Consider the following 17,017-nt stretch of genomic DNA (forward strand, 5'->3'; position numbering starts at 1 on the left):
GCGGTCCGGCGGGCCCGGTGGTCAGGGTGCCGTCGCCAGGAGGGTCGGGGCGATGCGGGGGAGCAGCGTCTCGTAGACGTCGCGGTCGAACTCGCCCGCCGCGGGAGACCGCACCGTCGCCGCTGACAGCGCGACGGCCCGCGCCAGCAGCGCCGGCCAGTCGAGCCCTTCGACGAGCCCCGACAGCAGCCCGGCGACGGCCGAGTCGCCGGCGCCCGTCGGATTCCCCGAGAGCCGCTCGGGCGGCATCGCCTGCCAGGTGCCCTCGGGCGTGACGACGACCATCCCGTCGGCGCCCAGCGAGGCGGCGACGGCCCGCGCCCCGCGCCGCTGCGCCCCGCGTGCGGCGCGCAGCGGCTCGGTGTGCCCCGTGATCCCGGCCAGCTCCTGCGAGTTGGGCTTGACGAGGTCGGGCCGCGCTGCCAGCCCGCGCCGCAGGGGTTCGCCGCTGGTGTCCAGCAGCACGGGTATCTCGGCTGCCCGCGCCTCCCTGATGAGCTGCGCGTACGCGCCGACCGGCACTCCGGGCGGCAGGCTCCCGCACAGTGCGACGGCGCGCGGCGCGGGGAGCGGACAGGCTCGGTCACCGTCGTGGGGCTCGCCGCGCAGCAGCCGCCCGTAGGCGGCGAGCAGCGTCCCCCACTCGTCCGGGCCGACCTGCGGTCCCGGCTCGTTGAGCTGCGTCGTGTCGCCGCTCGACTCGTCCACGACGCCGACGGTGCGGCGCGTGCTGCCCGCGATGGGCAGGAGCGCGTCCTCGACGGGAACGCCCGCGCCGTGCGCGCGGTACGAGGTGTCCTCGGCGAGGAGCCGCCGCAGTTCCTGTCCCGTACCGCCCCCGGCGAAGCCCGTGACGACGGTGCGGTGCCCGAGCGCGGCGAGCACGCGGGCCACGTTGAGGCCCTTGCCGCCGGGCCGCTCCGTCACCTCGCGGACGCGGTGCGAGCCGTGGACGTCGAGGCGGGGGACACGGTAGGTGAGGTCGAGGGCGGTATTGAGCGTGATCGTCAGGATCACCAGGAACAACCCCCTACGACAGGTACCCGCCCCCGAGTACAGGAACAGCCGCACGGACGCGAACGGCGAAGCGACGACAGCGAATCGGTGAAGCAGTGACGACGGACAGGCGACAACGGACAGGTGAGCGGGCGCACACGAGGTGACGACCGCGCGCGAGCGATCATGCCATCGCACACCCCCGGAGGCGACCCCCCGGGGGTTCCGAAGCGGTCTCGAACTCGGCTTTTGGCGCGATCTGTTGGCCCTGTGACCGGGGACGACGGGAGTGACGGACCCGCCACCGACCTGTGGACCGGCCCGCCGCCGAGCCGCCGAGCCGCCACGTCAGCCCGCGGCACGCACCGCCGTGCTCGGCTCGACCACCCACTCACCGTGCCGCATGACGCCCACGAGCGCGAAGTCCTCGTCCAGTACCACGAGATCGGCGTCCTTGCCCGCCTCCAGTGAGCCGACCCTGTCGTCGACGCCGAGGAGCCTCGCCGGGTTCGCGGACAGGGCGCGGACGGCGTCCTCGACCGCGATGCCGTCGACGGTCACGGCGCGCCGGAGCGCGCGGTCCATGGTGAGCGTGGAGCCCGCGATGGAGCCGCCCTCGACCAGCCGCGCGACGCCCTCCTTGACCTCGACCTCCATCGGGCCGAGCGGGTAGCGGCCGTCGCCCATCCCGGCGGCGCCCATCGCGTCGGTGATGAAGGCGACGCGCGAGGCGCCCGCGCTGCCGAAGGCCAGTTCCAGTACGGACGGGTGCAGATGGGTGCCGTCGTTGATCAGCTCGACGGTGATCCGCTCGTCCTCCAGGAGCGCGGCGATGGGCCCCGGGGCGCGGTGGCCGAGCCCCGGCATCGCGTTGAAGAGGTGCGTGGCGACGCTCGCGCCCGCCTCGATGGCCTCGCGGGTCGCGTCGTAGGTGGAGTCGGTGTGTCCGACGGCCGCGATGACGCCGTTCTCGACGAGTAGCCGTACGGAGTCGAGCCCGCCGGGGAGTTCGGGCGCCAGCGTCATCATGCGGGCGCTGCCGCGTGCCGCGTCCACGAGCTTGCGCACGTCGGCGGGCGCGGGGTCGCGCAGCAGCGCCGGTTCGTGGGCGCCGCAGCGGTGCGGGGAGATGAAGGGGCCCTCGAAATGGACGCCCGCCAGATCGCCCTGCTCGGTGAGTTCGCTGAGTGTGCCCGCCTGCTGGGCGAGGTCGGCCAGGTCGCCGGTGACGGTCGAGGCGACCATGGTCGTGGTGCCGTGGCCGCGGTGCATGGCGATGGCCTTGAGCGCTTCCTCGGGCGTACCGGCGGAGAAGGACGCGCCGCCGCCGCCGTGCACGTGCATGTCGACGAAGCCGGGCACGATCCAGTGCCCGCCCAGGTCGAGCACGTCGCCGCCCGCGCCGGAGCCCCCCGCCGTGCCGGAACCTCCCGTCGCGCCGGAGCCCCCCGCCCCGTCGAACCCCTCGTCCGCGCCCCCCTGGCCGACGGTGGCGAGTGTGCGGCCCTCGACGGCCAGCCACCCGTTCTCGGCGACGCCTCCCGGCAGCACCACCCGTGCCCCGGTCAGCACCTTGCGCTTGGTCATCGGCTCGCAACCTCCGCGGAGAGAAGATCCCAGGCGAGAAGTCCCGCGCCCAGGCATCCTGCGGCATCCCCAAGCGCCGCAGGCACGATCGTCGGGATGTGCTGGAAGGTGACCCGTTCCCGTACCGCGTCCCGAAGCGGTACGAACAGGGTGTCGCCCGCCTCCGCGAGCCCGCCGCCGATGATCAGCGTGCGGGGGTCGAGGAGGGTCAGGGCCGTGACGAGCCCGGCGGCGAGCGCGTCGAGCGCGTCGCGCCACACGGCGAGGGCGCGCGGATCCCCCGACTCGACGGCCTTGGCCGCGTCGGCCGCCGTGGCCTGCGGATCGCCGCACGCCTTCGCCCAGGCGTGGCCGACGGCAGCGGCGGAGGCGAGCATCTCCAGGCAGCCGCGCTGCCCGCACCGGCACCGCGGCCCCTCGGGGCGCACCGAGATGTGCCCGATCTCGCCCGCGCTGCCGTGCGCCCCCGGCTCGACGCGCCCCTCGATGCCGATGGCGCCGGCGATGCCCGTGCCGAGCGGCACGAAGAGGAAGCGGTCCACGCCCTCGCCCGCGCCGATGCGGCCCTCGGCGAGCCCGCCCGTGCGCACGTCGTGCCCGAGCGCGACGGGCAGCGCGCCGCCGAGGCGCGCGCTCAGCAGCGCGCGCAGCGGCACGTCGCGCCAGCCCAGGTTGGCGGCGTAGACGGCTACGCCATTCGCCTCGTCGATGATGCCGGGGACGGCGACTCCGGCGGCTGACGGCTCGTTCCCGAACCGTTCGACGCCGTACGCGCGCAGCTCAGCCGCGAAGCCGAGGATGCCCTCGACGACGGCCTCGGGACCGCGGTCGCGGTCGGTGGCGCGGCGTGTTTCGTGCAGCGGCTGGTTGTCGGGCCCGATGAGGGCGGCCTTCATTCCCGTGCCGCCCACGTCGAGGGCGATGACGTATTCCCGAGGACTCACAGGGGTCAGTCTCCCGCGAGAGCACGGGAAAGGTCTAGTCCACTCGCGCGACTGGCCGCGTCCGACCGCGTCCGACCGCGTCCGGCGGGATCTTTGTAGCCCTTCGGGCGTCGGGTGCACCGTGCTGACCTGGGCAGGGGAAGGCCGTTGCGGAAGTGGTAGGGGTGGTGGTGTAGACCTTGTGGGGTACGGAGTGGAGACTTCCGTTCCATACGTGTGCGGTCTCGAAGGCGCGGCCGACGGGACGAGTGCGAACGATGGCCGGTGGCCATACAGGGGCTTAAGGGGTAGTTCACGTGGAACGTCGGCGTTTTCTGGGGCTGGCGGCGACGGGCCTCACGGGTGCCGTGGGACTCACCGCCACGGCGTGCGGCAGCGGCTCGGACTCGGGCGACGGCGTCACGCTCAAGATGGTCGCGGCCGACTACGGCAACCCGGGGGGCGACAACAGCACCCAGACCTACTGGGACGAGATCGCCCGCGCCTTCACGAAGAAGCACCCCAACATCACCGTCGACGTCTCCGTCTACAGCTGGAACGACGTCGACAAGAAGGTCGCCGACATGGTCAAGCGCGGCGAGGCACCCGACATCGCCCAGATCGGCGCCTACGCCAACTACGCCGACCAGGACAAGCTCTATCCGGCCAGCGACCTGCTCTCCATCCCCGTCCAGGCCGACTTCCTGCCCTCGCTCGCCGAGGCGGGCGAGGTGATCCGGGTGCAGTACGGGCTGCCGTTCGCCTCCAGCACCCGGCTGCTCTTCTACAACAAGACCCTCTTCAGCGAGGCCGGGCTCGACCCCGAGGCGCCGCCCGAGAGCTGGAAGGAGCTGAAGCGGGCCGCCGCCGCGCTCAAGGACGCGGGCGTGAAGATCCCGTACGGGCTGCCGCTCGGCCCCGAGGAAGCACCGGCCGAGACCATGATGTGGATGCTCAGCGCGGGCGGCGGCTACACGGACACCGTCGGCACCTACACCATCGACTCCGCCGAGAACGTCCGCGCCTTCACCTGGCTCCGCGACGAACTCGTCGGCGAGGGCCTCACCAACCCCGGCCCCGGCAGCACCGACAGGCAGGACCTCTTCGACGCGTTCTGCCGGGGCGAGGTCGGCATGCTCAACGGCCACCCCACGCTGATGCAGCAGGCCGACCGGAACGACGTGAAGTACGGGACGGCCGTGCTGCCCGGCGACGGCGGCCCCGCCAAGGCCACCATGGGCGTCGCGGACTGGATGATGGGCTTCAAGCAGAACGGGCACCGCGAGCAGATCGGCGCGTTCCTCGACTTCGCCTACAGCGAGAAGAACCACTACGCCTTCGCCGACCGCTACGACATGCTCCCCGTGACCACGGCCGCCCGCGAGCGGATGCGGCGCGACAAGGGCCACAAGGAGCTGTGGAGCTTCCTCGACGAGCTGGCCACCGCCGAGTTCTACCCGGCGGGCAAGGTCTCCTGGGCGCACGTCAGCGCCGAGATCAAGAAGTCGATCGGCAAGGCCGTGGAGAAGGGCGGCAGCCCCGCGAGCGTGCTCGGCGGCCTCCAGCGCAAGGCCGAGGCGGAGGAGACGGCAGCGCAGTAGGCCGCAGCCCCGGCCGGTTGTCAGTGGCCGGGGTTACGTTGGGACGCATGACGGAGGAGACCGGAGCGGGAGCGGGGGAGAGCGCGGTGCTCCACGAGGAGCGGTCCGCGTCCGGGCTGTCGGAGCGCGACAGGGCGGTGCTCGCCGTCGAGCGGCGCGGGTGGCCGGGGCCCGGCGCGAAGGAGCGGGAGATACGGGAGCGGCTCGGCCTCTCGCCGACCCGCTACTACCAGTTGCTCAACGCCCTCCTGGACGATCCCCGCGCCCTGGCCCACGACCCCGTCACGGTCAACCGGCTGCGCGCACGGCGCGAGGAGCGGCGCGCGCTGCGCTGAGAGCGGTGTGGCGCGGGTGCGGGGCCGTGCGCGTCCGCGTCGCGCATGGTCACGTGCGGGGCGTCAGCCGGTAGTGTCCCTGGCATGGTCGCCGTGCCCACACCTCGTACCGCCCCTGGCAGGGAAGCCCTCGACGCGATCCTGGCCGAGCCCGGCCGTGCCGTGGTCGCCGTGGACTTCGACGGAACGCTCGCGCCGATCGTCGCCGACCCCGAGCAGGCCCGCGCCCACCCCGGCGCCGTGCCCGCGCTGTCGCGGCTCGCGCCCCGGCTGTGCGCCGTGGCCGTGATCACGGGGCGGCCCGTGGAGGCCGCCGTGCGCTACGGCGGCTTCGAGGGCGCAGCGGGCCTCGACCACCTCACCGTGCTCGGCGCGTACGGCGCTGAGCGCTGGGACGCGGCGACGGGGACCGTGCGGCGGCCTGAACCGCCCGTCGAGATCGAGAACCTGCGCCGCGAGCTGCCCACCCTGCTGGAGGAGCTGCGGGCCCCGGAGGGCACCTGGGTGGAGGACAAGGGCCGCGCCCTCGCCGTCCACACCCGTCGCGCCGACGATCCCGCAGGCGCCTTCGCGCTGCTGCGCGAGCCGCTGGCCGCGCTGGCCGAGCGGCACGGGCTGCGTGCGGAGCCCGGACGCATGGTCATGGAGCTGCGCCCGCACGGCGTGGACAAGGGCGCGGCACTCGCCGAGTTCGTCCGCGCCGCGGGCGCCGGAGCGGTCCTGTACGCGGGCGACGACCTCGGCGATCTCGCCGCCTTCAGCGCGGTGGAGAAGCTGCGCGGCGAGGGCGTGCCGGGACTGCTGGTGTGCAGCGGCAGCGACGAGGTGACCGAACTGGCCGAGCGCGCCGACCTCACGGTGAACGGCCCCGCGGGCGTGGTCGACCTGCTGGAGCGCCTCGCGGACTCGCTGCGCTGACGCTGCGTCGCGCGGGGGCGCTGCGCTGTGCGGCGCCGTTAGCGGAGTGCGTTGAGCTGGTCCAGGAACCAGCGCTCCGGCGGGAGCGCCGTGGCCGCCGCAGCCAGCCGCTTGGTGCGCTCCGCACGCTCGTCCCGCTCCATCGTCAGCGCCTCGTGCAGCGCTTCGGCGGTGGCCGTGACGTCGTACGGGTTGACCGTGAGCGCGTCCTCGCCCAACTCCGCGAAGGCGCCCGCCTCGCGCGAGAGGACCAGCGCGCAGCCGTCGTCGGAGACGACGGGCACCTCCTTGGCGACGAGGTTCATGCCGTCCCTGATCGGATTGACCAGCGCGACGTCCGCCAGCCGGTAGGCGGCCAGCGAGCGCGCGAAGTCGTCCTTCACGTGCAGCACGACCGGGGTCCAGTCGCCCCGGCCGAACTCCGCGTTGATCCCGTCGGCGACGCGCGAGACCTCGTCGGTGTACTCGCGGTACACCTCCAGGTCCTGCCGCGAGGGGTACGCGAAGGCCACGTGCACGACGCGCTCGTGCCACTCGGGGTGGTCGGCGAGGAGGCGGCGGTAGGCGCGCAGTCCGCGCACGATGTTCTTGGACAGCTCCGTGCGGTCCACGCGGACGACCGTGCGCCGGGGCGCGCCGTCGGGCCCGGCGCCGACCTGCGTACGCAACTGCGCCATCCGCTCCGCCACGTCGTCGCGGTGTGCGCGCTCGCGCAGGAAATCGGCGTCGGCGCCGAGTCCGTGCACGCCGACGCGGGTCGTGCGGCCCTCGTACGACACCGTCAGCTCGTGGCCGTCCTCGCGCGAGGTCACCTCGGCGCCCAGCACGCGCGCACAGCAGTCCGCGAACGCCTCGGCCCACCGCCACGTCAGGAACCCGGCGCGGTCGGCGCCCAGGATGCCGCGCAGGACCCGCGCCGCGGTCTCGTCGGGCAGCAGCGCGTAGTAGTCCGGCGGGGCCCACGGGGTGTGCGAGAAGTGGCCGATGCGCAGGTCGGGGCGGCGGGCGCGGAGCAGCGCGGGGACGAGGGTGAGGTGGTAGTCCTGCACCAGCACGACGGCGCCCTCGCCCGCCTCCTCGGCGAGCGCGTCGGCGAACGCGGCGTTGTAGCGCTCGTACGAGGTCCACTGGCGCGTGAAGTCCTCGTCGAAGGACGGCTCGACGGGGGTCTGGTACAGCAGGTGGTGGACGAACCACAGCACGGAGTTGGCCACGCCGTTGTACGCGTCCCTGAACGTGTCCTCCGGGATGTCCAGCATCCGTACGGACTGGCCGCCGGTGTCCTCCGGGTCCAGCTTGCCGGTGTCGCCGGCGGCGCGCCGTGCGGCTCGGCGTGCGGCCTCGCGGTCGTCGTCGCCGAGTGCGGCGCACACCCACACGGCGTCGGTGTCCGGGCCGATGGCCGACAGCCCGGACACGAGTCCGCCGCCGCCGCGCTTGGCCTGGAGCGTGCCGTCAGGGGCGGCGCTGTAGGCGACCGGGCCGCGGTTGGACGCGACCAGGACCTGCGCGTGCGGGGGGTGCGCTGAGGGGGTGGCGGGTTCGGCGACCATGCGCGGAGCTTAGCCGCCCCGAGATCCGCCCAAACGTTCCCCCTTCGCGGGGTGGCGGAAGGAAACGGTGGGTTCCCCTTGTCGGGGGTGTTGCGCGGGACGGTTCACCGGTGAGGTGGGTGCCGTAGGGTCCCGCGCTGGTTTTTGTGCCGCGGCACGGGACGCGGGGTGCGGGGGCGCTGTGTGGGTGGGGTCGGTGCCGCGCCGGGGTGTCTCCTCGGGCGGCGACAAGTGCGGGTCTCGTTCGCGTGTCTCCGCCGTCACTCGTCGCCACCACTTGCGGGGACACCCCACCGCGTCCCCTCCCAGGTACGCGGCCGACAGCAGGTCCGATCCGATTGTGGGCACCGGCAGGGCGGGGAGTCACGCCGCGTGGAGGCGGGTGTATTCGGGGACCCTGCGCATGGGTTCCCTCTCCTCCGTGGCGATCGGTTCGTCTCGCGCCAGGAACCCCCCGTCCGCGTCGCGCTCGAACTGCGTCAGCAGCCCGCCCACCAGGTGCCCCCGCGAGAGCCGAAGCTGCGCGGTGCGGTAGATCGTCGCGGCCATGCGCCCGAGTGCCTGCCCGTCCTGGTGGCGGTGCCGCCGTATGCCCACGTCGGCCTGCCCGAGCGCGTCGAGCCCCACCGTGTGCAGCGCGTCGATCAGCAGCCCCAGCTCCACCCCGTAGCCGACGGGGAACGGCAGCCGCTCCAGCAGGGAGCGCCGCGCCGCGTACTCGCCGCCCAGGGGCTGGACGAAGCCCGCGAGCTGGGGCCAGTGGAGGTTCAGCAGGGGGCGTGCCACCAGTTCCGTGACGCGGCCCCCGCCCGCCGGGTCGGACCCGAGCGGGCGGTCGTACATCGCCTTGACCAGGTGCAGCTCGGGCTCCAGCAGCAGTGGCCCGACGATCCCGGAGACGAAGGCGGACGAGAAGTCGATGAGGTCGGCGTCGACGAAGCAGACGATGTCGCCGTCGGTCGCCAGCAGCGACCGCCACAGCACCTCGCCCTTGCCGGGCAGCGCGGGCAGCCGGGGCAGCACCTCGTCGCGGTGGACGACCTTCGCGCCCGCGGCGGCGGCGACCTCGGCCGTGCGGTCGGTGGAGCCGGAGTCCATGACGACCAGCTCGTCGACGAGGGGCGCCGCCTCGGTCATCAGCTCGCCGCGGATGACGGAGACGATCTTCGCGACCGTGGCCTCCTCGTCGAGCGCGGGCAGCACGACGCTGACGGTGCTGCCCGCGTTCCGTTTGGCCGCGAGAAGCTCGCCGATCGGGCGGCGATCGGTCGCTGACCAGGACCGATGGCTCAGCCACTGCTCTACTTCTGGCAGCACTGGACGCTCCCCATGTGATCCATCTCGCGGTTCGGACGACTATCTCAAGACTCGGGGCCTTCGGTTACAGTCTTGAACAACGCGGATGACGACCGCATGTCGGGGTCGATCTGCGTAGTGTGCACTTGCACGGTCCAGTGCGTGCACCGCAAAACTTCATACCGCTCATCCAGAGGGGCAGAGGGAAACGGCCCGTTGAAGCCCCGGCAACCCTCCAGCCGGTCTCGCGATCATGGCGAGGCTCCCGGCTTGGGAAGGTGCCAATTCCGTCTCGTGGCGAGATACGTCACGGGGAAGATGAGGAGAAAGGGCCTCGCCTCCATGGCTGTGCAAGCTGCTGAGCAGCAGGACACCGTATCCCCGCAGAACAACGCCACCGTCGATCTCGGCCCCGCCGTCGCGCTCTCCTGCCGTGAGTGCGGGGAGCGCATCCCGCTCGGCCCGGTCTTCGCGTGCGAGGCGTGTTTCGGGCCGCTGGAGATCGCTTACGACCTTCCCAGCGGCGACCCCGAGGGTCTGCGCAAGCAGATCGAGGCGGGCCCCGACAACATCTGGCGGTACGCGCCGCTGCTGCCCGTCCCCGCCGACGTGGCCTCGAAGCCCAGCATCAATCCGGGCTTCACCAAGCTGGTCAAGGCCGACAACCTGGCCCGTGAGCTGGGCATCACCGGGTCCCTCCACATCAAGGACGACTCCGGCAACCCGACGCACTCCTTCAAGGACCGCGTCGTCGCCATCGCCGTGGAGGCGGCCCGCGCCTTCGGCTTCACCACGCTGTCGTGCTCGTCGACGGGCAACCTGGCCGGTGCCGTCGGCGCCGCCGCGGCCCGCGCGGGCTTCCGCTCCTGCGTGTTCATCCCGCACGACCTGGAGCAGGGCAAGGTCGTGATGGCCGCCGTCTACGGCGGCGACCTGGTCGGCATCGAGGGCAACTACGACGACGTCAACCGCTTCTGCTCCGAGCTGATCGGCGACCCGCTGGGCGAGGGCTGGGGGTTCGTCAACGTCAACCTGCGCCCGTACTACGGCGAGGGCTCGAAGACGCTCGCGTACGAGATCTGCGAGCAGCTCGGCTGGGAGCTGCCGGACCAGATCGTGATCCCGATCGCCTCGGGCTCGCAGCTCACGAAGATCGACAAGGGTCTGAAGGAGCTGATCAGGATCGGGCTCGTCGAGGACAAGCCCTACAAGATCTTCGGCGCCCAGGCCGAGGGCTGCTCGCCCGTCTCCCGCGCATTCAAGGACGGGCACGACGTCGTGCGCCCGGTGCGCCCGGACACGATCGCCAAGTCGCTGGCCATCGGCAACCCGGCCGACGGGCCCTATGTCCTGGACATCGCACGCCGTACGGGCGGCGCGGTGGAGGATGTGAACGACGAGCAGGTCGTCGACGCGATCAAGCTGCTGGCGCGCACGGAGGGCATCTTCGCCGAGACCGCGGGCGGCGTGACCGTCGGCGTGACCAAGAAGCTGATCGAGGAAGGGCAGCTCGACCCCTCCCTCACCACCGTCGTCCTCAACACGGGCGACGGACTCAAGACCCTGGACGCGGTCGCCCCGACCACCGGTCCTTCCGCCATCATCCGTCCGAACCTGGACTCCTTCCGAGAGGCTGGCCTCGCATCATGAGCGTGAATGTCCGTATCCCCACCATCCTCCGTACGTACACCGGTGGCCAGGCCGAAGTGAGCGCCGAGGGCGCCACGCTGTCCGAGGTGCTGACGGACCTGGAGAAGAACCACGCGGGCATCGGCGCGCGCGTTCTCGACGACGAGGGCAAGCTGCGCCGCTTCGTCAACGTGTACGTGAACGACGACGACGTCCGCTTCGAGCAGGGCCTGGAGACGCCGACGCCGGACGGCGCGGGTGTCTCCATCATCCCGGCCGTCGCGGGCGGCTGCTGAGTCCCGACGGGGTCCGGCGGGGGCCCGGCAGGGTCCGCTTCCCCCGGCCTCCATGATTCTTCGATGGGTCTTCGTTGAATCTTCACTGATGACGGGCCCGAAGCGTCCGTGAACGGTCAACGCATCGAATATTGTCGAATCGCTCCCTCCTGATCCGACCGGAGGGAGCGATTCCGCATTCCGGGCCGCGATAGGGTGGCGTCACTTCCCTCCCCCGTGCGCGCCCAGCGCATATGAGAACGCGACAAGTTGTGCCCCAAAACGAGGCCGCAATTGTCGTGTTGGTGGCCTATGCCCGGCCCGACTTGCCCTGATTTCAAGGGACTTCAGCGTTTATTCCCGATCGGCCGTACCCAGAATTCTCGTCCGATTGACCTGTTGCAGAGGGCGTCCGTGCAGATACATTCAGCCGCGGTCGACGCGTTCCGGCGCACGCTTCCGCTTAGGCAGAAGTGAGGTCTGACCCGGGTTCGTGAAGTGCGGGCTCGTGCAAGGGCCAGTAATAGGGGAGTTAGGAATGGCTCAGGGCACCGTCAAGTGGTTCAACGCGGAGAAGGGGTACGGCTTCATCGCGGTCGACGGTGGTGCGGACGTGTTCGTCCACTACAGCGCGATCCAGATGGACGGCTACCGCACTCTCGACGAAGGGCAGCGGGTCGAGTTCGAGATCTCGCAGGGTCAGAAGGGGCCGCAGGCGGACATGGTCCGCGTGACCGGCTGAGCGCCGACCAGACTGCGCAGAGCGTGGAGGGGCCGCATCTTCGGATGCGGCCCCTCATGTCTGTCCGGGGGCCGTTTTCGTCCGGGGCCCGGCTCATGGGGGCCCGGCTCATGGGGGCCCGGACCGGCCGACCGGTCCGGAGTCGTACCGTCGGATACGGAGCGCGTGCGGATCCGGCGAGGTGTGCGGATCCGGTGGGGCGCGCGGACTCGTGCCGGAGGGCTGTTCACGTCCGCGCGCACAGCCGCGCACGTCCGCGCGCGTATACACGCGCCCCGCCGAGCACCCCGCGCCGGGCCTTCGAACCGCCGCAGCCGCTTGCACTCGCGGGGGTCGAGTGCTAATCATTGGCGTTAGCACTCTACGAGTGAGAGTGACAACGAAGGACCGGGTCGGTGAGGCCCGCAGCCGGGTGGGTGCAAGGAACCGCCCGGGTTGCAGGCCGTCCGTCGCGGGCGCCAGCGCGGTCCGGATCATCCGTACCCTGGCTTCGCCGGGGGGACCCCCAGTCCGGGAGGACCACTTCACATGGCCAAGATCATCGCGTTCGACGAGGAGGCGCGGCGCGGCCTTGAGCGCGGTATGAACCAGCTCGCCGATGCCGTCAAGGTCACCCTCGGGCCCAAGGGCCGCAACGTCGTGCTGGAGAAGAAGTGGGGCGCCCCCACGATCACCAACGACGGTGTCTCCATCGCCAAGGAGATCGAGCTCGAGGACTCCTACGAGAAGATCGGCGCCGAGCTGGTCAAGGAGGTCGCGAAGAAGACGGACGACGTCGCCGGTGACGGCACGACGACCGCGACCGTCCTCGCCCAGGCGCTCGTCAAGGAGGGCCTGCGCAACGTGGCCGCGGGTGCCAACCCGATGGCGCTGAAGCGCGGCATCGAGAAGGCCACCGAGGCCGTCTCCGGCGCGCTGCTGGAGCAGGCCAAGGACGTGGAGACCAAGGAGCAGATCGCCTCCACCGCCTCCATCTCCGCCGCCGACGCCCAGATCGGCGAGCTCATCGCCGAGGCGATGGACAAGGTCGGCAAGGAAGGCGTCATCACCGTCGAGGAGTCGCAGACCTTCGGTCTGGAGCTTGAGCTCACCGAGGGCATGCGCTTCGACAAGGGCTACATCTCCGCCTACTTCGCCACCGACATGGAGCGGATGGAGGCCGAGCTGGAGGACCCGTACATCCTCATCGTCAACTCCAAGATCAGCAACGTGAAGGACCTCCTTCCGCTGCTGGAGAAGGTCATGCAGTCGGGCAAGCCGCTGCTGATCATCGCGGAGGACGTCGAGGGCGAGGCTCTCTCCACGCTGGTCGTCAACAAGATCCGCGGCACCTTCAAGTCCGTCGCCGTCAAGGCCCCGGGCTTCGGCGACCGCCGCAAGGCCATGCTCGGCGACATCGCCATCCTCACCGGCGGTCAGGTCATCTCCGAGGAGGTCGGCCTCAAGCTGGAGAACGCCGGTCTGGAGCTGCTCGGCCGCGCCCGCAAGGTCGTCATCACCAAGGACGAGACCACCATCGTCGACGGTGCCGGTGACAGCGAGCAGGTCCAGGGCCGCGTCAACCAGATCCGCGCCGAGATCGACAACAGCGACTCGGACTACGACCGCGAGAAGCTCCAGGAGCGTCTGGCGAAGCTGGCCGGCGGCGTGGCCGTCATCAAGGCCGGTGCCGCCACCGAGGTCGAGCTGAAGGAGCGCAAGCACCGCATCGAGGACGCGGTGCGCAACGCCAAGGCCGCCGTCGAGGAGGGCATCGTCGCCGGTGGTGGCGTGGCTCTGCTCCAGGCGTCCAGCGTCTTCGAGAAGCTGGAGCTGGAGGGCGACGAGGCCACCGGTGCCGCCGCCGTCAAGCTGGCCCTGGAGGCCCCGCTCAAGCAGATCGCGGTCAACGCCGGTCTCGAGGGTGGCGTCATCGTCGAGAAGGTCCGCAACCTCACCCCGGGCAACGGCCTCAACGCCGCCACCGGCGAGTACGTGGACATGATCGCCGAGGGCATCATCGACCCGGCCAAGGTGACGCGCTCCGCGCTCCAGAACGCCGCCTCCATCGCGGCGCTCTTCCTCACCACCGAGGCCGTCATCGCCGACAAGCCGGAGAAGGCCGGGGCCGGCGCCGCCGACCCGACCGGTGGCATGGGCGGTGGCATGGACTTCTGATCCACCGGAGTTTCCCGGCGGATCGGCGGCTCCACGCCGTACGGATCGGACCGAGGGCGGCATCCCCTGCACGGGGGTGCCGCCCTCGGCGCGTGTCAGGGGCGGTTCCCGGAGTCGGTTCTCCGGGGGCGGGTGGTGGAGGGGGGTGTGCCGCAGGAGGCGTACGGATTCTCATACGGGGGTCGCGCGCGTGAGCACGTACGGGGGGCGTACGGAGGGGGCCGGGCACGGGCGCGCGGTGCGCGGCGGGTGCTTCGGCCGCCGTCGCGCCCACGGCGGTTTAGCCCGCCGCAGCGGGGCTAACCGGACCGGGCAGGTTTCCACGAGCCGCACGAGCTACGAGAGACGAAAGCCCGGGGTGGGACACATGACCGCAGTCGTGATCGTGATCCTGGTACTGGTGGTGGTCGCCCTCGCCGCCGGTGCCCTCTATATGAGCCGCGCGAAAGGCGGCGGCAAGGGCGGTCTGAAACGGCGCTTCGGCCCCGAGTACGAGCGGGTCCTCGCGCGGCACAACGGTGACGTCAAGGCGGCGGAACACGAACTGGACGAGCGCGTCAGGCGGTACGGGCGCCTGCGGCTCCAGCCGCTGACCCCCGAGGTGCGGGAGCAGTACCTGATCCGCTGGGCCGGAGCCCAGGAGCGGTTCGTCGACTCACCGAACGAGGCCATCGCCGAGGCCGACCAGTTGCTGGCCGGGCTCGCCCAGGAGCGCGGCTTCCCGGGCGTCGACCGGCCCGACGAGCACATGGACGCGCTGTCCGTGCACCATGCCCACCACATCCACGGCTACCGCATGGTGCACGCCGCCGCGCACGGCCGCGCCGGTACGGAGGGGATGCGCGAGGCGATGCTGGAGGCGCGGGCGCTGTTCGACGCGCTGGCCGAGGACCGTCCCGCGACGGCGGGCAAGGGCCGCCGCCCGGTGACCACGGGTCCCGGTACGGCGGGTTCCGGCGCGCCCGGTGACGCCACGCCCGGCGGGACCGCCACGCCCGGCACCCCGGCCCCCGGCTCCACAGCACCCGGCGCCGCGCCGCCCGGGGCCCCCGGGAGCCCAGGGGCCCATGACGGGCGCGCCCACGCGAACGACGGACGTACGCACTCGCGCTGGCCCATCGGCGGAAACCGCCGCCACCGGACGAGGGGAAGTGAGACGCCGTGAGCAGGGACATGGACGACCACGAGAACCGTCCCGGCGCGGCCCCGCCGCCCACCACACCGCCGCCGACCGCACCCCCGGCCAGCACGCCGCCGGGCACCACGGCACCGCCCGTGACCCCGCCGCCCGTGCCGCCGACGGGCCCGCCGCCCGGCGCTCCCCCCACGGGGGCGCGTGCCGAGACGGCCGCGGCTCCCCGGCGCAGCGGCGGCGGCAGCGCTGATCCGGGCCCGCCGAGGAGCGCCGGCACGCCCGTGACCTCGGCGGCGGAGCGGGGCGGCGCCGACAGGCCCGGCGCCGACGAACCGCCCCTGGACCCGCGCGAGTCCACGCACCCCCACGCGGGCCCGCTGGTGCCCGGCACCGAACGCGACCGCCTGGCCGAGCGACTCCAGCACGCCGTCACGGGGTTCGTGGACGGGCCGCGCCGGTCCGTCGAGGAGGCGGACGCCGTCTTCGACGAACTGAGCCGCCACATCACCGACGCGCTCGTCGAGCGCCAGCGCGCCCTGCGCGAACCCTGGCGCGGCGCGGCGGCCAAGCCGGACGGCGACGACCACTACGGCGGCCGGCCCAGCGAGGCCGTGTCGAGCCCTGCTGGCCCGGCCGGCACGGCCGAGACCGAGGAACTCCGGCTGGCACTGCGCCAGTACCGGGAGGCGATGGACCGGCTGCTGAGGATGTGACGCGCGACGCGCGATGCGTCCAGCGACACGAGGGGCCCGGCCGCGCGGGCGTTTTCCGGCGGCCGGGCCCCTCACGGCTGGGCGGCGGGGGGACGCGACCTGTCCGGTAGTGGCGTTGCCCGCACTCGTCACCCTCCGTAAAGTAATCCATGACGTGGCGTGATCGCCAAGGGAGTGGGGTGGGGTTCGAATGGCACGAGTGTGGGAGGCCGATCCGGCCGCGTTGTTCACACGCAGGCTGGGGAAGACCGCCGAGGAACTGGGGAACACGGAGGACGAGACCGGTTGCCCCGACATCTGGGAGCTGGACAACGGCGACATCGCGGTGATCGGCCGGGACCTCACGGTGGAGTACGCGGACCGGCTTCCGCCGGACGCCAGGATCTCGCGGGGAGAGCGGCTGGTCGTCATCCCGGGCAACACGCTCCGTGCGGCGAAGCCGGACATCGCCGATGTCTGACCGTACGCCGCTCTCCTCCGGCCTCGACCTCACCCTCGACCGCGATCTCGGCGAGCGGCTCGGACTTGACGCCTACAGGAGCGACTTCCAGCGGTACAAGGAGGCGATCACAGGCCGGGCGGGCTGGAAGTTCGAGCGGCGGCAGCACTTCCAGGAGTTGAACTCGCCCAGTTGGGAGGCGTTCCGCCGCGGCGACTACGACGAGGCGCTGCGGCTCGCCGTGCAGCGGGGAGAACACTGGCGCGAGGTGGCGCGCGAGGACGAGGAAAGGGACTCCGCCTTCCACCGCGTCCGTGTGGTGGAGGAGCCGTTGACGCCCTACCTGTGGTGGGAGCTGCACTCCCTGCGGGTCCAGGCCGAGAGCGGGATGCCGGTCCGGGTCGTCGGCGCCGGGGCACTGGAGCGCTGGGAGGGCCGGGGCATGCTGCCGGAGGTCGTCACGCTGGGCGGTGACGTGCTCTACGAGGTGGTCTACACCGACGCGGGACTGCTCGACGGCTGCGTCAGGTTCACCGGTCCGGAACTCGTCGGGCGCTGGGAGAGGTTCATCGAACACCTCTACGCGGACGGCGAGGACGCCATGTCCTACACCGACCGCTGTCTCGGCCGTCGGCCCCCCGCTTCCCGGACGACGGAGGGGTAGGGATCAGCGGCGAACGCGAAGGCGAAGGTGGGGAGAACAGGGAGGGCGAGGGGG

The 17,017-nt window shown here is 72.0% G+C and carries 16 protein-coding genes and 1 riboswitch; of the genes, 11 read left to right on the forward strand and 5 right to left on the reverse strand.

Annotation, left to right across the window (positions count from 1 at the left end; genetic code table 11):
• Positions 1 to 21: 21 nt before the first annotated feature.
• The 3 genes from ACWGJ2_RS05925 to ACWGJ2_RS05935 all read right to left on the reverse strand — a co-directional run bounded on the left by ACWGJ2_RS05925 (position 22) and on the right by ACWGJ2_RS05935 (position 3,527).
• Entirely contained in the window at positions 22 to 1,017 is a 996-nt protein-coding gene (locus tag ACWGJ2_RS05925; RefSeq protein WP_453344732.1) for a 1-phosphofructokinase family hexose kinase, read from the reverse strand.
• 327 nt (positions 1,018 to 1,344) lie between these two features.
• Positions 1,345 to 2,583, reverse strand: coding sequence for an N-acetylglucosamine-6-phosphate deacetylase (nagA, locus tag ACWGJ2_RS05930; protein WP_453344733.1), 1,239 nt, complete (start codon positions 2,581 to 2,583; stop codon positions 1,345 to 1,347).
• On the reverse strand, positions 2,580 to 3,527 hold the full coding sequence (locus ACWGJ2_RS05935) for an ROK family protein (protein ID WP_453344734.1): 948 nt from the start codon (positions 3,525 to 3,527) through the stop codon (positions 2,580 to 2,582). The genes nagA and ACWGJ2_RS05935 overlap by 4 nt, the downstream gene beginning before the upstream one ends.
• Positions 3,528 to 3,823: 296 nt before the next feature.
• On the opposite strand from ACWGJ2_RS05935, the gene ACWGJ2_RS05940 reads away from it, so the two are divergent.
• The 3 genes from ACWGJ2_RS05940 (at position 3,824) to otsB (ending at position 6,360) form a co-directional block, all read left to right on the forward strand.
• Positions 3,824 to 5,107, forward strand: coding sequence for an ABC transporter substrate-binding protein (locus ACWGJ2_RS05940; protein ID WP_453344735.1), 1,284 nt, complete (start codon positions 3,824 to 3,826; stop codon positions 5,105 to 5,107).
• 47 nt (positions 5,108 to 5,154) lie between these two features.
• Positions 5,155 to 5,442: a DUF3263 domain-containing protein gene (locus ACWGJ2_RS05945; RefSeq protein WP_453344736.1), complete on the forward strand. Its 288-nt coding sequence runs from the start codon at positions 5,155 to 5,157 to the stop codon at positions 5,440 to 5,442.
• An 84-nt stretch (positions 5,443 to 5,526) separates the two neighbouring features.
• Positions 5,527 to 6,360, forward strand: a complete 834-nt coding sequence (gene otsB / locus ACWGJ2_RS05950) for a trehalose-phosphatase (protein ID WP_453344737.1) — start codon at positions 5,527 to 5,529, stop codon at positions 6,358 to 6,360.
• A 38-nt stretch (positions 6,361 to 6,398) separates the two neighbouring features.
• Here otsB and ACWGJ2_RS05955 read toward each other — a convergent pair whose 3' ends face one another.
• Together ACWGJ2_RS05955 and ACWGJ2_RS05960 are read right to left on the reverse strand one after the other, a co-directional pair.
• The gene (locus tag ACWGJ2_RS05955; protein ID WP_453344738.1) at positions 6,399 to 7,913 is read right to left on the reverse strand and encodes an alpha,alpha-trehalose-phosphate synthase (UDP-forming); all 1,515 of its coding nucleotides are present in this window, start codon (positions 7,911 to 7,913) and stop codon (positions 6,399 to 6,401) included.
• A gap of 363 nt (positions 7,914 to 8,276) precedes the next feature.
• On the reverse strand, positions 8,277 to 9,230 hold the full coding sequence (locus ACWGJ2_RS05960) for a glucosyl-3-phosphoglycerate synthase (RefSeq protein WP_453344739.1): 954 nt from the start codon (positions 9,228 to 9,230) through the stop codon (positions 8,277 to 8,279).
• A 162-nt stretch (positions 9,231 to 9,392) separates the two neighbouring features.
• Positions 9,393 to 9,534, forward strand: a riboswitch (SAM riboswitch).
• A 17-nt stretch (positions 9,535 to 9,551) separates the two neighbouring features.
• Here ACWGJ2_RS05960 and thrC point away from each other — a divergent pair.
• The 8 genes from thrC to ACWGJ2_RS06000 all read left to right on the forward strand — a co-directional run bounded on the left by thrC (position 9,552) and on the right by ACWGJ2_RS06000 (position 16,963).
• A complete protein-coding gene (gene thrC, locus ACWGJ2_RS05965; RefSeq protein WP_453344740.1) occupies positions 9,552 to 10,859 on the forward strand; it encodes a threonine synthase in 1,308 nt (435 codons plus the stop codon).
• A complete protein-coding gene (locus ACWGJ2_RS05970; RefSeq protein ID WP_453344741.1) occupies positions 10,856 to 11,134 on the forward strand; it encodes a MoaD/ThiS family protein in 279 nt (92 codons plus the stop codon). Before thrC ends, ACWGJ2_RS05970 begins: the two co-directional genes overlap by 4 nt.
• 517 nt (positions 11,135 to 11,651) lie before the next feature.
• The gene (locus ACWGJ2_RS05975) at positions 11,652 to 11,855 is read left to right on the forward strand and encodes a cold-shock protein (RefSeq protein ID WP_016472377.1); all 204 of its coding nucleotides are present in this window, start codon (positions 11,652 to 11,654) and stop codon (positions 11,853 to 11,855) included.
• 528 nt (positions 11,856 to 12,383) lie between these two features.
• Positions 12,384 to 14,012 carry a chaperonin GroEL gene (groL, locus tag ACWGJ2_RS05980; RefSeq protein WP_453344742.1) on the forward strand — a complete coding sequence of 543 codons (1,629 nt, stop codon included), beginning with the start codon at positions 12,384 to 12,386 and terminating at the stop codon, positions 14,010 to 14,012.
• A 367-nt stretch (positions 14,013 to 14,379) separates the two neighbouring features.
• Positions 14,380 to 15,177, forward strand: a complete 798-nt coding sequence (locus ACWGJ2_RS05985) for a hypothetical protein (protein WP_453344743.1) — start codon at positions 14,380 to 14,382, stop codon at positions 15,175 to 15,177.
• Positions 15,174 to 15,860, forward strand: a complete 687-nt coding sequence (locus ACWGJ2_RS05990; protein ID WP_453344744.1) for a hypothetical protein — start codon at positions 15,174 to 15,176, stop codon at positions 15,858 to 15,860. Before ACWGJ2_RS05985 ends, ACWGJ2_RS05990 begins: the two co-directional genes overlap by 4 nt.
• A gap of 190 nt (positions 15,861 to 16,050) precedes the next feature.
• Positions 16,051 to 16,320, forward strand: a complete 270-nt coding sequence (locus ACWGJ2_RS05995) for a hypothetical protein (RefSeq protein ID WP_453344745.1) — start codon at positions 16,051 to 16,053, stop codon at positions 16,318 to 16,320.
• Complete coding sequence (locus tag ACWGJ2_RS06000) at positions 16,313 to 16,963, forward strand: DUF6879 family protein (protein ID WP_453344746.1); 651 nt, start codon at positions 16,313 to 16,315, stop codon at positions 16,961 to 16,963. The genes ACWGJ2_RS05995 and ACWGJ2_RS06000 overlap by 8 nt, the downstream gene beginning before the upstream one ends.
• The last annotated feature ends 54 nt before the right edge of the window (positions 16,964 to 17,017 follow it).

The organism is Streptomyces sp. NPDC054796 (assembly GCF_053611545.1).

What these genes read in the sequence shown, in the direction of transcription:
- ACWGJ2_RS05985 (WP_453344743.1), top strand. Translation starts at nt 14,380, where the DNA reads ATGACCGCAGTCGTGATCGTGATCCTGGTACTGGTGGTGGTCGCCCTC.
- ACWGJ2_RS05995 (WP_453344745.1), top strand. Translation starts at nt 16,051, where the DNA reads ATGGCACGAGTGTGGGAGGCCGATCCGGCCGCGTTGTTCACACGCAGG.
- ACWGJ2_RS05975 (WP_016472377.1), top strand. Translation starts at nt 11,652, where the DNA reads ATGGCTCAGGGCACCGTCAAGTGGTTCAACGCGGAGAAGGGGTACGGC.
- ACWGJ2_RS05970 (WP_453344741.1), top strand. Translation starts at nt 10,856, where the DNA reads ATGAGCGTGAATGTCCGTATCCCCACCATCCTCCGTACGTACACCGGT.
- otsB (WP_453344737.1), top strand. Translation starts at nt 5,527, where the DNA reads ATGGTCGCCGTGCCCACACCTCGTACCGCCCCTGGCAGGGAAGCCCTC.
- thrC (WP_453344740.1), top strand. Translation starts at nt 9,552, where the DNA reads ATGGCTGTGCAAGCTGCTGAGCAGCAGGACACCGTATCCCCGCAGAAC.
- ACWGJ2_RS05955 (WP_453344738.1), bottom strand. Translation starts at nt 7,913, where the DNA reads ATGGTCGCCGAACCCGCCACCCCCTCAGCGCACCCCCCGCACGCGCAG.
- ACWGJ2_RS06000 (WP_453344746.1), top strand. Translation starts at nt 16,313, where the DNA reads ATGTCTGACCGTACGCCGCTCTCCTCCGGCCTCGACCTCACCCTCGAC.
- nagA (WP_453344733.1), bottom strand. Translation starts at nt 2,583, where the DNA reads ATGACCAAGCGCAAGGTGCTGACCGGGGCACGGGTGGTGCTGCCGGGA.
- groL (WP_453344742.1), top strand. Translation starts at nt 12,384, where the DNA reads ATGGCCAAGATCATCGCGTTCGACGAGGAGGCGCGGCGCGGCCTTGAG.
- ACWGJ2_RS05945 (WP_453344736.1), top strand. Translation starts at nt 5,155, where the DNA reads ATGACGGAGGAGACCGGAGCGGGAGCGGGGGAGAGCGCGGTGCTCCAC.